Annotated in this window: 11 protein-coding genes, 1 tRNA gene, 1 other RNA gene and 1 other annotated feature; of the genes, 7 read left to right on the top strand and 6 right to left on the bottom strand. The window is 55.8% G+C overall.

The features are described 5' to 3' along the window. Positions 1–192: 192 nt before the first annotated feature. Positions 193–400, top strand: a binding site (T-box leader). Positions 401–464: 64 nt separating this feature from the next. Then, positions 465–1,913: a glycine--tRNA ligase gene (locus tag NI20_RS0113265; RefSeq protein ID WP_033121864.1), complete on the top strand. Its 1,449-nt coding sequence runs from the start codon at positions 465–467 to the stop codon at positions 1,911–1,913. Positions 1,914–1,974: 61 nt separating this feature from the next. On the opposite strand, the gene NI20_RS14820 is transcribed toward NI20_RS0113265, so the two are convergent. Beyond that, the gene (locus NI20_RS14820) at positions 1,975–2,277 is read right to left on the bottom strand and encodes an L-2-amino-thiazoline-4-carboxylic acid hydrolase (RefSeq protein ID WP_197055410.1); all 303 of its coding nucleotides are present in this window, start codon (positions 2,275–2,277) and stop codon (positions 1,975–1,977) included. A 5-nt stretch (positions 2,278–2,282) separates the two neighbouring features. On the opposite strand from NI20_RS14820, the gene NI20_RS15480 reads away from it, so the two are divergent. From NI20_RS15480 to NI20_RS0113240, 4 genes are all read left to right on the top strand, one after another. Then, a complete protein-coding gene (locus NI20_RS15480) occupies positions 2,283–2,762 on the top strand; it encodes a hypothetical protein (RefSeq protein WP_197055409.1) in 480 nt (159 codons plus the stop codon). A gap of 77 nt (positions 2,763–2,839) precedes the next feature. After that, the gene (locus tag NI20_RS0113250) at positions 2,840–4,714 is read left to right on the top strand and encodes an LTA synthase family protein (RefSeq protein WP_033121861.1); all 1,875 of its coding nucleotides are present in this window, start codon (positions 2,840–2,842) and stop codon (positions 4,712–4,714) included. A 12-nt stretch (positions 4,715–4,726) separates the two neighbouring features. Then, positions 4,727–5,890, top strand: coding sequence for a glycoside hydrolase family 3 N-terminal domain-containing protein (locus tag NI20_RS0113245; RefSeq protein WP_033121860.1), 1,164 nt, complete (start codon positions 4,727–4,729; stop codon positions 5,888–5,890). Between the two features lie 11 nt (positions 5,891–5,901). Next, a complete protein-coding gene (locus NI20_RS0113240; protein ID WP_033121859.1) occupies positions 5,902–7,047 on the top strand; it encodes a serine-tRNA(Ala) deacylase AlaX in 1,146 nt (381 codons plus the stop codon). 695 nt (positions 7,048–7,742) lie between these two features. On the opposite strand, the gene NI20_RS0113235 is transcribed toward NI20_RS0113240, so the two are convergent. The 3 genes from NI20_RS0113235 to ffs form a co-directional block, all read right to left on the bottom strand. Further along, positions 7,743–8,108 (bottom strand): YbaB/EbfC family nucleoid-associated protein, encoded by a 366-nt coding sequence (locus tag NI20_RS0113235; RefSeq protein WP_033121858.1) that lies wholly within the window; start codon positions 8,106–8,108, stop codon positions 7,743–7,745. A 15-nt stretch (positions 8,109–8,123) separates the two neighbouring features. Beyond that, complete coding sequence (dnaX, locus tag NI20_RS0113230; protein ID WP_033121857.1) at positions 8,124–9,872, bottom strand: DNA polymerase III subunit gamma/tau; 1,749 nt, start codon at positions 9,870–9,872, stop codon at positions 8,124–8,126. Positions 9,873–9,916: 44 nt separating this feature from the next. Then, positions 9,917–10,016: signal recognition particle sRNA small type (ffs, locus tag NI20_RS14810), an RNA gene on the bottom strand. 145 nt (positions 10,017–10,161) lie between these two features. Here ffs and NI20_RS0113225 point away from each other — a divergent pair. Continuing rightward, positions 10,162–10,237, top strand: a tRNA-Ala gene (locus tag NI20_RS0113225). A gap of 244 nt (positions 10,238–10,481) precedes the next feature. On the opposite strand, the gene NI20_RS0113220 is transcribed toward NI20_RS0113225, so the two are convergent. Then, entirely contained in the window at positions 10,482–12,323 is a 1,842-nt protein-coding gene (locus NI20_RS0113220; protein ID WP_033121856.1) for an AIPR family protein, read from the bottom strand. A 37-nt stretch (positions 12,324–12,360) separates the two neighbouring features. Continuing rightward, entirely contained in the window at positions 12,361–12,819 is a 459-nt protein-coding gene (locus tag NI20_RS0113215) for an AlwI family type II restriction endonuclease (protein WP_033121855.1), read from the bottom strand. 62 nt (positions 12,820–12,881) lie between these two features. Here NI20_RS0113215 and NI20_RS15270 point away from each other — a divergent pair, with 62 nt between their 5' ends. Then, entirely contained in the window at positions 12,882–13,568 is a 687-nt protein-coding gene (locus NI20_RS15270; RefSeq protein WP_156108657.1) for a hypothetical protein, read from the top strand. Positions 13,569–13,940 lie beyond the last annotated feature (372 nt).

Below are 13,940 nucleotides of genomic sequence, written 5' to 3'. Positions count from 1 at the left end.
CAGTTGCATTCCGAAGGCATAAAGGTTATTCAACCCCGAGACTGCCAATCTAAACCTTTCTCTTGGGGGATTTAAAGGGGGATATTCTCTTTTGTGAAAGAGAATATCCCCCTTTGCCCGCTCCCCTGCGGGTACGCAGGGATTCTCGGTTTGTCTTGACAAACAATATCAGTCATGGTATGCTGACCACAACAAAAGGCATTGAGAAAGAAGCCTTTTCTTTTCACCCGCTCAAGAGAGGGGACGACCGGTGCAAGTCCCTGCGGAACGGAAAAGGCGGCGCTTTTGAGCCGCGCGGCGGAAATGCCGCGCCGGTCCCTCCGTTACAAGGGAACGAAGTGCCCCGCATCCAGCGGGGAATTCAGGTGGAACCACGGACAATGATTTGTTCGCCCTGAGCCTACTTTAATAGGCTCAGGGCGTTTTTTATCTCCTGAGCCAAGTACCGAAAGGAGAAATTCACCATGAAAAACACCGAAAAGACGATGGACAAGATCGTCGCGCTGTGCAAAAACCGCGGCTTTGTCTTCCCCGGCAGCGAGATCTACGGCGGCCTTGCCAACACCTGGGACTACGGCCCCCTCGGCGCCGAGCTCAAGAAGAACATCAAGAACGCCTGGTGGAAGAAGTTCGTGCAGGAAAACCCCTACAACGTCGGCCTTGACGCCGCGATCCTGATGAACCCGCAGACCTGGGTAGCAAGCGGCCATCTCGGCGGCTTCTCCGATCCTCTGATGGACTGCCGCGAGTGCCACGAGCGCTTCCGCGCCGACAAGGTCATCGAGGACTGGTGCGCCGAGACCGGCTTCGAGCTTCCCAAGCCCATCGACGCCTTCTCCCAGCAGGAGATGAAGGACTTTGTCGAAGAGCACAACATCCCCTGCCCCACCTGCGGCAAGCACAACTTCACCGATATCCGTCAGTTCAACCTCATGTTCAAGACGTTCCAGGGCGTGACCGAGGACGCAAAGAACACCGTCTACCTCCGCCCCGAGACCGCGCAGGGCATCTTCGTCAACTTCAATAACGTCCAGCGCACCACGCGCAAAAAGCTCCCGTTCGGCATCGGCCAGATCGGCAAGTCCTTCCGCAACGAGATCACGCCGGGCAACTTCATCTTCCGCGTGCGCGAGTTCGAGCAGATGGAGCTCGAGTTCTTCTGCAAGCCGGGCACCGACCTTGAGTGGTTCAACTACTGGCGCACGTTCTGCCACAACTGGCTGCTCTCCATCGGCCTGAAGGACGAGAACCTGCGCCTGCGCGACCACGATCCCGAGGAGCTGTGCTTCTACTCCAAGGCAACGACGGACTTCGAGTTCCTCTTCCCGTTCGGCTGGGGCGAGCTCTGGGGCGTTGCCGACCGCACGGACTACGACCTCACGCAGCATCAGAACACCAGCGGCGTGAAGATGGTCTATCGCGAGGGCGAGGGCAAGGACATGGTCGAATACGTCCCCTACGTCATCGAGCCGTCGCTCGGCGTGGAGCGCAGCGTGCTCGCGGTCCTGTGCGACGCCTACGATGAAGAGGTCGTCGGCCAGGACAAGAAGGGCAACGACGACGTGCGCGTCGTGCTGCACTTCCACCCCGCACTCGCCCCCTTCAAGGCCGCGATCCTGCCGCTTTCCAAGAAGGACGTGCTCGCCGGTCCCGCGATGGAGCTCTACAACGAGCTTTCCAAGGAATTCATGGTCGACTACGACGAGACCGGCTCGATCGGCAAGCGCTACCGCCGCGAGGACGAGATCGGCACGCCGTACTGCATCACGTTCGACTTCGACACCGTCGGCGACGAGGCCAACGGCATCGCGGCCGACCACTGCGTCACCATCCGCGAGCGCGACAGCATGGAGCAGGTCCGTATCCCCATCGATCAGGTCAAGGACTTCCTGCGCGAAAAGTGCGCGTTCTGAGAAAAGTTTTCCACAGAATAGCAAGAAGGACAGCTCTCTTTCGAGAGCTGTCCTTTGCTCTTTATTTTTCGATCTTCCGGCTCGCCAAAAATCCGGCTTCATCCTTTATGATCTCATATTCCTCAGCCATCGAATTTTCAGACCCGACCACGCAGTAGTCGCATCTGTCGGCGTTCCCGCAGGTGCCGCGGCGGAGCAAGGTGCCGTGAAGTTGGCTCATTCCCCAGTAGTCGGAATTGCAGAAAAGCGGCAGCACCTGCATCAGATCGTGCTTTTTCGCAAATTCCGCATTTGGGCACTGCGTAAAATGGTATCGCGCGGCACGTTTTTTCTTGTCGTACGGCTCGATACATTGCAGAAGCACACCGGATGCTGCGCGTACAGCTTGCGGTCCCTTTTCCCCACTCCTTGGAAGACCTTGTCGATCAGCCATATGTCAAAGCTGCGGTTCAAGTCAAAAATCTTTCCCAGCTTTACAAATCCCGACATAAAAAGGCTCGTGACAAGCTCCTGCAATTCCTCTGCCGGCGGATGGTCCGGCAGCAGAGGGTACAGGGAGAAGATCACGATGCTGCCGTAGATCGCGAGGGCATGGCTGGTCTTTTTTCCACCGTAGTCAGGGAGCACTTTGAGGTATTCGCCATACTGGCGGCCGGTCGCCTCCCAGAGCTTTTTCCCTCCGTTTCTCCGTATCGCGCGTTCAGCCACGCTTCTATCTCCGCGCAAAATTTTGGCATATCGCGTAACTGCATGTGCTCCGCCATCAATTTTCCTCCTGCCCGATCTATTTCATTCAACGGGACTATTCTACCACACCCCTGCCTGCCGGCAAGAACCCCACAAAGCTGAAAACTTGTCCGGTTGCGTTTTTCCTGTCGAAATGATATACTTTGTTATTATGCCTTCAGAAAGGGGACGTCCCCAACATGCGTTTTTTCTCTTCTCTGGTGCGGCCTGACGAGTCGACGGGCGCGGTGATGCGCTGGGTGCACCGCATCTGGGTCTTCTTCTGGCTCACGGTGCTGGGCGCGGGCATTGGCCTTCTCTCGCTCTACCTCACGGCACATTCCTACGCAAGCATCGACGCGACGGCACTCTTGCAGTCGTATTTCAAAATTCCGCTGCTCGTAGCGATGAACCTGCTTGCGCCGATCCTGCTCGTCTACCTCGGCTTTTTTCTCTTCGCGCGGCCGTGGGCGGCGTACCTGCTCTCGGCGCTGCCGTTTTTCACGCTCGCGCTCGCGAGCTACTACAAGGTGCAGCTGCGCGGCGACCCCGTGCTCGCTACCGACCTGCGGCTCATCCGCACGGCGGGCGGCATCATGGGCAACTACACGTTCGAAATTTCCGCGCCCGTGATCGTCGTTCTTGAGGGCTTTGTGCTGATGCTCGTGCTCTCGTGCCTGATGCTCCGAAAAGAGCGCATGAGCCCGCGCTCCCGCCTTGCGGGCATCATGCTCATGCTCTCTGTCACGCTCGCGTGCTATTTTGAGCTCTACACCAGTTCATCTATCTACAAAGAGACCGCCAACAACGACCTCATTTCTCCGTGGTCGGCGGTCGAGGTCTACATCTCCCGCGGCACGACGTATCCGTTCCTACACAGCGTGCAGGACATGTTCCCCGAGCCGCCGGAGGGCTACCGCGAGAGCGAGGCCAAGCAGATCCTTGAGCAGTATGCGGACACCGACATTCCCGACGAGCAGAAGATCACGGTCGTCGGCATCATGCTCGAGGCATTCTCCGATCTGTCCGACTTCCCCCAGTTAAATGAAATCTCCGCCGTGCGGAATCTCTACGAGCCGCTGCACGAGCTCGAGAGCCGCAGCGTCTCGGGCAACCTCCTCACGAATATCTTCGCCGGCGGCACGACGAACACCGAATGGGGCTTCCTCACGGGGTACAGCCAGCACGAGGAGTTCCGCGGCCCGATCAATTCCTACGTCCGCTACTTCAAGGATCAGGGCTACGACGCGCTCTACCGTCATCCCGGCTACTCGTGGTTCTACAACCGCAGCAACGTCAACGAATACCTCGGCTTTGACGAATGCGTCTTCAACGAATCAGGCTTCGGCGACCTCATCTCCATCGAGGACGCGCTCTTCAAGTCCGACACCGTGCTCGTCGACTACCTCTTAAACGACATCGACTCGCGCACGGAGGACGATGCCCCTCTCTTCCTCTTCTCCGTCTCATACCAGAACCACGGGCCGTACAGCTCCGAGACCTACTGGGATGAGTACGTCACGCCCGCCAAGACCGGCTGGTCGATGGAAAGCTGCTGCGTCATCAACAACTACCTGGCCGGCATCCGCAGCACGATCGAGCAGATGCGCCGCCTCACGCGCGAGCTGGATGCCCGCGACGAGCCCGTCGTGCTCGTTCTCTTCGGTGACCACAAGCCGTGGATGGGCAACGGCAGCAGCGTGTATGCCGAAATGGGCGTCAATCTTGACGTGTCCACGCAGGAGGGCTTCTACAACTACTTCTCCACCCCCTACCTCATCTATGCCAACAAGGCCGCCAAGGAATCTCTCGGTCAGGACTTCCGCGGCGACGGCGGCGACATTTCCCCGTGCTTCCTGATGGACAAGCTCTTCTTCGAGTGCGGCTGGACGGGCGACGGCTTCATGCAGCTCCAGCGCGAAACGCGCGCCGTCACGCCGCTGATGCACGAGGACGGCTACCGCATGGTCGAAGGTTCCATCACGCTCGACGTGCCCCCAGACGTCGCCGAGATCTGCCGCAGGTACCTCTGCGCGCAGCATTACCGTGAACAGCACTTTGTTTCCGAGTCGTAAAGGAGAATTCCCATGAAACAGTTGAAAATCACCGCGCTTTCGCTCGTTCTTGTCCTGCTGCTCGCCGCCTGCAGCGCGAAAAACGACACCCCCGATGAACCCGCCGTCGATCCGACGCCGGAAATGCCGACCGAGCAGCCGGTGGAAAAGACGCCCGACGAGCGCATCAACGACATCATTGCAGGTATGAGCATCGAGGAAAAGGTCGGCCAACTCTTCTTCGTCCGCTGCCCCGAAACGGGCGCGGCGGAGGACGTCGAAACCTATCACCTCGGTGGACTGCTGCTCTTCGGCAGGGACTATAAGGACGCAAACGGTGACTGGCTCACGGAGGACAACTTCACCGCGGCGCTCGCGTCCTATCAGGCCGCGGCGGCCATCCCGCTTTTCATCGGCAGCGATGAAGAGGGCGGCACGGTCACGCGCGCGAGCAAAAACCCGAACCTCTTCTCCGAACCTCTCCCCTCCCCGCAGGATCTCTATGCCGCGGGCAGCCTCGACGGGCTGCTCGAACGAACGCTCAGCTACAACCAGAAGCTCAAAGCGTTCGGCGTCAACGTGAACTTCGCCCCCGTGTGCGATGTGTCGACGAATCCCGACAACTTCATCTACGCGCGCTCGTTCGGGCAGGACGCGCAGACGACCGCGGACTATATCTCAAGCGTCGTGCCCGTCTATGCGCAGTCCGGTATCGCCTGCGTCTTAAAGCACTTCCCCGGCTACGGCAACAACGCCGACACGCACACGGGCATCGCGCTCGACGCGCGCCCGTACACCACGTTTGAAAAGTCCGACCTCGTCCCCTTTGAATCCGGCATCGCCGCGGGCGCGCCGTTCGTGCTCGTGAGCCACAACATCGTCGAGTGCATGGACGGCGCGTATCCCGCGTCCCTTTCGGCGAAGGTCCACACGCTGCTGCGCGACACGCTCGGCTTCACCGGCGTCATCGTGACGGACGATCTCGCGATGGATGCCGTCAAAGCCTACGCGCAGGACGGCAGCGCCGCCGTGCTGGCCATTCAGGCGGGCAACGACATGATCGTGACCACCGACTATCAGACGCAGATCCCGCAGGTGATCGCCGCCGTCCAGTCCGGCGAGATCGCCGAAAGCGATATTGACGCGCACGTTTTCCGCGTGCTGCACGAAAAACAGGCGCTCGGCCTGATCGACTAAAGGAGAACCCCATGGAAACAAGAAAACTCTACTATGAAGATCCCTTTCAGAAGGGCTTTGCCACCACCGTCGTCTCCTGCGACGAGGTGAAGGGCGGCTACGCCGTTGTCCTCGCGGAGACGGCCTTCTACCCCGAGGGCGGTGGCCAGCCGTATGACACCGGCGTTTTGGGCGAGGCGAACGTGCTCGAGGTCCACGAGAAAAACGGCGTCATCACGCACCTTTGCGACAAGCCCTTCGAGGTGGGAAAGAGCGTCTCCGGCAAGATCGACTGGGCGCGCCGCTTCGACCACATGCAGCAGCATTCGGGCGAGCACATCTGCTCGGGCCTCATCTGCGAGCGCTTCCACTGCGACAACGTCGGCTTCCACATGGGCGCGGACGTCGTCACGATCGACTTCAACGCCGACATTTCGTGGGATGAACTTATGGAGATTGAACAGCTCGCCAACCTGTACATCTATGAGGATCACCCCATCGACATCCAGTTCTATCGCGGCGCGGAGCTCGACAAGGTCGAGTACCGCAGCAAAAAGCCGCTCGATGGCGACGTGCGCATCGTCTCCTTCCCCGGCGCGGACTGCTGCGCCTGCTGCGGCACGCACGTCGTACGTTCCGGTCAGGTGGGACTCGTCAAGTTCCTCTCCGTGCAGAAGTTCCGCGACGGCGTTCGCATTGAGCTTCTTTCCGGCAAGCGCGCGCACCGCTACCTTTCGGAGTGCTGGGCGCAGGACGTGCGTATCGCACAGGCGCTCTCCGTCAAGCCGAACGCGAGCTTTGCGGGCGTCGAGCGCGTGCTCGCTGAGCTTTCCGCGCTCAAGCAGCGCTGCGCAAAGCTCGAAGAGTCCGTCTTCGCCCAGACCGCCGCGCAGTACGAAGGCAAGGGCGACGTGCTGCTCTTCGAGGACGAAATGTCCGGCGACAGCCTGCGCAAGCTCTGCGACGCGGTCACGAACCACTGCGGCGGCCGCTGCGCGGTCTTTGCCGGCGCGGACGGCGCGTACAAGTACGCCATCGGGCACATCGGCGGAGACCTTCGTAAGCTCACGAAAAAGATGAATGCCGAGCTGAATGGCCGCGGCGGCGGCAAGCCGAATTTTGTGCAAGGCAGCGTGGCCGCTGCACGCGGGGAAATTGAAACATTTTTCGCAGAATAATTTGCAATGATTCCCGCATCAATGCGGGAGAAGTTTCCCCTGCACCGTGCAGGGGAGCGAGTCAAAGGGGTCATTCTCTTTCGCAAAAGAGAATGGCCCCTTTGGAACCCCAAGAGAAAGACTTTGATTGGCAGTCTCAGGCTCGAATGGCCTTTGTGCCTCCGGAATGGGAATGCCTGCGCGCGGCAGAGCCGCGTTGGGTGTTGCTAGACGATTTGATTTGCTTCTATCATCCGCTGTTGCGCAACCGTTGGCAGCTTTGCTGCCTTACGGATGCGGCACACCCCTTGCGGGTGCCGCTCTCGAATCTGAGCGCAAGTGCAGTGTAATCACCTGCTATCGATGGCACAATATCGCGGCAAGCGTCAGCAATGCCGCATTCGGTAGGCAGTCTGCCGCCCAATGCGACGTCACACGCGCCTCACGATAGTAAGGCGCGGTTGCAAAACGGTGACGAAACGCACGGATTCATGGCGAAGCCATGTACACCGCACCTGATTGCGCAGCGCGTGCAGCTCTTCAAGCTACAAACTGCCAATGTCGGGGGTCGAGGGGAACTCCCCTCGCCTTTCTCTGGGGGATTTAAAGGGGGTATTCTCTTCGGAAAGAGAATACCCCCTTTATTACCCGTTTCCGCACAGTGCGGAAACCTCCCGCCCGCGACGCGGGCTTTGTTTTTGCTTGAAAAGGAAAAATCAGAACCCAAACCCGCTGAGGCCGAGTCCGCTCGTCAGCGCGTTCATCTTCCCGTCCATCGCCTCTTCGGCCTGGCGGAGCGCTTCGTTCACGGCGGAGATGATGAGGTCTTGGAGCATCTCCACATCCTCGGGGTCGACCGCCTCGGGCTTGATGGTGATGTTCGTGACTTCCTTCTTGCCGTTGACCTCGGCGCTGACGACGCCGCCGCCGACGCTCGCCGAGAAGGTCTTCTCCTCGACCTCCTGCTGCGCCTTCTGCATGTCCTCCTGCATCTTCATGATCTGCTGCTGCATCTGCTGCTGCTTGAGCATCTGGCCGCTGCCGTTGGAAAAGCCGCGGCGTGCGCTGTAACCCTTTGCCATCGTTGTTGTCTCCTTTTATTTTACTGTAAAATTGTCGAATTTACTGCCCATGCGCAGGAGGTCCTGCATCCTGTCGCGCTTTTTCGCGCCCGGACGCTCGCCCACGAGGAAGCGGACGCGAATTTCCCGTCCAACTGCGCGGGACGTGACCTCCTGCAAGACGTCCGTCACGACCTTCTGGTCGAGCATGGACTTCTGCACCTCGGTCGAGCAGTAGACGGTGAGAAGGTCATCCTTCACATCCCCCTGCGCCATGCCGATGAACGCGCGCTTGTCGGGCGTCAGGCGGTTTTTGTAGCTCTCCAAGAGCTGGTAGAAAATCTCATCATCCCCGCTGTCTCCACTCGCCGGCGCTTCCTGCGCAGGCGCGGGTGCTGCTGCTATCTTCGGCGCTGCGGCCTTCGGTGCGGGCGCGACCGGCTCACCGTAGGGCGGCGGTGCGTCATAATCGTCGGGCAGCGGCGGCTCGTCCCACGGAAGCGGCGCTTCCTCGGCGGGCTTTGCGCTCTCTGTGGGCGCTTCCGCGGCCTTTTGCGGTGCGGGAGCGAGCTTTTGCGCCGTCGCGGGAGCAGGTGCGCTCGCCGGTGCAGATGCGGGATGCTTCGCTGCGAACTGCACGCCCGCAGCGATCTGCTCTTCGAGCCGCGCGATGCGCGCGCCAAGTGCCGCCAAATCACCGGAGAGTGTCTCGTCGCAGAGCTTCAGAATGCAGAGCTCTGCGTCCGTGCGGCGGTTCACGCTGAACTGGAGCTGCGCCGCCGTCTCCTGCAAGATCGTACAGAGCTGGATAAAGCGTGCGCTCGTCCCCTGCGCGCGCAGGTTTCGGAGCGTTGCGGCGTCATAAGCGCCGCTGAGTAAGCTCTCGCCGCCCTCCCCCGCCGTCGCGCTGATGAGCAGCTCGCGCGAGAGGGTCGAGAGCTCGCCGAGCACCGCGCCCACATCCTTACCGCCGTCGTAGAGCTTGCCGAGAAGCTCGAGTGCCCCGCGCGCGTCGCGCGTCAGGATCAGCGACATGAGCTGTGCGGTCTGCACGTTTCCGGCCAAACCCAGCGCGTCGAGCACGGCGTTCGCGTCGATCGCGCCGCCCGCGGCCGCGCACTGGTCAAGAAGACTCAGCGCGTCTCGCAGCGCGCCGTCCGACAGTCGGGCCAACAGCGCTGCGCCGTCTTCCTTTAAGTCGATATTCTCCTGCCCCGCGATGTAGTTGAGCCTGCCTACAATGTCTTTCGGCTGGATGCGGCGGAATGAAAAGCGCTGGCAGCGCGACAAAATCGTCGCGGGCACCTTGTGCAGCTCCGTTGTCGCCAGAATGAACATCAGATGCTCGGGCGGCTCCTCCAAGATCTTGAGCAGTGCGTTGAACGCGGGCGTCGAAAGCATGTGGACTTCGTCGACGATATACACGCGTTTTTTTACCTGCGCGGGCGAATAGATGGCCTCGTCACGCAGCGCGCGCACGCTGTCCACGCCGTTGTTCGACGCCGCGTCCAGCTCGACCACATCGAGCAGCCGCCCGCTCTCGATGCCAAGGCAGCTCGGGCAGCGGTTGCAGGGGTTGCCGTTTTCCGGATGCTCGCAGTTGACCGCGCGCGCAAGTATTTTGGCGCAAGTCGTCTTGCCCGTGCCGCGCGTGCCGGTGAAAAGATAGGCGTGCGACAGCCGCCCCTCCGCCACCTGGCGCTGCAAGGTCTCGGTGATATGCTCCTGACCGACCACGTCGGCAAATGTTTTGGGACGCCACTTGCGGTAAAGCGCCTGATACATCCGCAGCCCTCCCTTACAATAGAAATACTCCCCCGTATACAGCTGCGGAACCGGCGTCCTTGCGGCACATGGATGGTCCCGCTTAATGCTGCTCGGTTCCCCGCCTGACATGGTTCGCAGGTACCCATTGCGCAAGACCGGTTCCGCAGCTGTATGCGGAGGAGTTGTTGAACAAATAGTATTCTACTATATTTCAGAAAAAATATCAACAGAAAAATGAAAAAGGGGCTTCACAAATTCAAAAAAGTGTGTTATGATAATCCGCGCTGGGAGACCAGCATTGCTATTTGGGCCTGTAGCTCAGTTGGGAGAGCGTACGGTTCGCATCCGTAAGGTCGTGGGTTCGAATCCCTTCAGGTCCACCACAAAAGGTAGGTAATTTTGATAGAAATTGCCTACCTTTTCATTTTGCCCGAAAGCCCTTGATTTCAGGGCTTTTTCGCTGTCCGGCCACAAAAAAAGCAGCCGCTACGGAGCTATTTCCGCAGCGGCTTTTTTGCTTTTTCGGGCGTTCCCGACACCCCTCTCCCGGACAAATCGTTCTCACAGAGGGGGATTGTTCAATTTGAGGGGTATCGTTCTCACAGAGGGTAATCGTTCAATTTGAGGTCACATACCTACTTCGCTGAATACCGCGCTCAGATCACTAACCGTTCTCTGCCACTGGGAACTAAGGATTTCGTAGTAGTTTTTATCCCTTTTGAGGTAATTGGTTGCATTGAGTGTCGAATCATGGCGACTCTCAAATGTATAGCTCGTAATGCCAGCCTCAATGATGATATTGAACAGCTTGCTCAGCACCTTATCGCACGTATCCTTATTATCAAACACCTGCGGTGAGAGGAAGTGTTGCAAATGTCCGAGCTCTCGAAAACTCTCATAAAGCGTGTCTGCGATACTTTCGGACGATGCAGAACTAAACAAAGGTGTTAAATCCTGATCTGTAATATTCCCTTGCCTGTATCGAGCAGCAAAAGCGGCAAAAGCAACACAAATGGTGCGTGCATTATGAGCAAAGGATATCCTTACGCTTGCATTAGGAGCTGTAGCATTCTCTCGGTCGAATGCACGCTGGAAGGATGTACGGAAATAGTGGTCATAATAAAGGAGTTCCTTACAGAGTCGAGCTATCTGTGACTGATTTCCATTGAAAATAGGGTCATAGTATTTGGGCTGGTACAAGGCTGATGGTTTATTCCGGCTTGTTCCCGGAACTTGAAATACAGCAGCCAAGCACAGTTTTCCGATCTCTACAAGGTCAGAGTTTAAATGCGGGTCTCTAAATTGAGACGGAACAACCTCACCTCGTTTTGTCTGATAAAAAACTCCTACCTCGCGCATTGCCTGAGCAAAACGGACCTGCTCTGGCGAATTTGCCTTCAAGTCAACAGGTTTTATGGCTTTTTGAGAGTTTGTCGCTTTGGCAATAGAAAGGCTGAAACTACTCTTTTCATCTTCAGTGTCACCAACGATTCTGATGATTTTGCAGGGTAGATACAGATCGTGGTCACTGTTAATGCTTGGGCTCTTATGCAGCATGTAAGTTGTTTGCCCACCATTGACAATAGAGAAGTTTCGCAGACGAACTTCTTTTCCGTCGATATCAAAATCGTCGCAAATAATAGTTATGCCGTTATTCTTTAGCCAGAACGAATCAGGGTCATTGTTAATCGTGTCTGCTATGGCCTTATCAATGTCACGCCCAGCTATATGATAGCGAAGGTTACGAGATAGGAGGTTGGTATTATGCTGTGCGTAGAGCTGTTTAATTGAATAAGCAGACACATTCACAATGGCAGCGCCGTCACCATAAAGCAGGTAGTTGTCTGCCTCATCAATACGGATTTTTCCCGTTTCCACTGTGGGCCGTCTGGATTCCGATTCCTTAATTTCATCCTCGATATCGCTGGCGAAGAGAATAGAAACTTCTATATTTGTTACTCCGGTAAACTGTTCCCGGAATTTCTTTTCTATTCTATCACGGCGGATGCCTGATTGCGGCGCACTCGTATAGAAAACGAAATGGATCTTTGATTCTTCTCCGACTTCGGAGTTGAGTGTTAAAAAGCGCCGCTGCACAGTAGCATTGACCTGCTCAAACTGGCCCCTAACCATATCCTTATAAAACAGAGCCATTTTAAGCATTGCGTTAAGGACGTCTTCATAAGCAATGGTCTCATAATACTTGGACTGGCCAATTATCAAATCCGCACCCTCGGTATTTGGGTCACTCAGTAAGACATCAACACCGCCGTCATATTGTCCATCTACAATGATGTCCTCGAAATCTCGTTCATTAAGGACGAGCGCAGGATTTTTATAAAAATTGGCTTTTACGCAGAGTGCAGAAAATACGTATTCATCACGTTTGCTCCGGAGAGATGGATATGTATCTTTTAACGCTTTGACTTTTTCTCTGATGAAATCGTGTGATGACACTGACGAAGGCATATCAGATTTCCCCCTTATCTCTATCTCTGTTCATGTACTATGCAACAGCGTACCAGCCACGTGTAAACTCTTCAGCCCCAACAGCTACTATTCTCGGCTCAACAGTTCCTTCATCAAACGCTATGAGAACATAGGCGGTGCCAAAGCCCACAACGCAACCAATCCGATTTCTTTCGCAATCACGAACAAGTGTACCAAAAAGTAGCCCATGCGGGAAATCCGGCTCGTGCGTCGGTTGATCAACGGATTGCTCTATGTACCTCTTCCATTCGGGCGCATCCATCAAATCTCGCCCTTTGAGGCAGAGATCAAGGAGCGCAACAAGTTTGTCAGGATTTGCTTCTCCGGTTTCAAACATCATCTTGAAATAACGTTGAAACTGTGCCAAAGAAATAGGAACTATATTCAAGCGCTGACGCTGGTCCCCTTGTGCATACCAAACACCATGCCTGAATGTTTCAGCCGTGTTCGTGTCGATTCTTACGGCGATAAACATACCATAGTCGTGACAGTATTCTGCTATATGATTGGACCAGAATACAGGCAGCGGCAACTTCGTTGAAAAGCTGTATTAGTGCATTCAGAAGTATTATTTGCCATAACAATTCTGATCAATTCCCTCTAAACGAAGAGAAAGTATTTGACGCTGAAAAATGGATAGCATTACATGCAAGCGGTATACAAGGGCTAGAAACCCTCAATGATGATAATTGGGGCACATTACTAGGGATATTAGTAGGAGAGGCAGATTCGCTAATTTCAGATATTGATACGGCGTTAGACACATTACAAAACACCGGGGATGTATATCGGAGGGAATGCGCTATAGAAAGATGGATTCAGCAAATAGCCTTCGACTATCAGAAAAAGCCAGACTATTTGCTGAATACAGCGGCAAGTATGTATCAACTTTATTTGCTAAACACAAGCCAAACCCGTGACCCCAACCACGACTTGCGATACCTGACAAGAAGCTGGATATGCACCACAAGTAATGTAAAGCCAAGTAATTGGTATGAGAAATGGCTATATGCACTTGAAACCGCCAATGGTTCGTCTGCTGATATTACAGCAACGAAACTGTATGCGATTCTTAAAGACTGGCCGAATAGATGGGCGGTTTGGAATGGTTGTGCGCCATCTGAATGTGAAGATCCCCCCATGCCTGCCAGTGATTTTTTCCGTATTCTAGCTCAGGATTTAGACCATTATGCTCATAATCCCTGGCTAATAAACGGTACATAAATACTTTCTTCATAGGTGTTTCTGGGGTAAACAATGAAGCAGATCACGAATAAACAGTACGCTGAGTACATGCAGTTTTTAGAAGACAAACGTAACGGGCGAATCCTCCAGCCTCTAACGCTAAGGTCCATTTGTCAATCTTACAATTATAACCCGACCGAAATAGGGCAGCATTTTTTAGAGCTTCTACCACGAATCTTAACACCTGAAGAGCAGGAGCCGTGGAAGTTCTGTGAGAATGAAAATGGTGATTCAGAGGATACTGCGCTTGTACGCACCCCCTATGGTGTATCTGAAAACAGCGCTTAGATGTGCAAAATGCTGAAAGCGACGCAGATCGCGGCGACCATAACAAAAGCAAGGAAGGAGTCA

The organism is Oscillibacter sp. ER4, from assembly GCF_000765235.1.
In the GTDB taxonomy this organism is placed as follows: domain Bacteria; phylum Bacillota; class Clostridia; order Oscillospirales; family Oscillospiraceae; genus Hominicoprocola; species Hominicoprocola fusiformis.
This window is presented reverse-complemented; position numbering and strand designations above follow the sequence as displayed.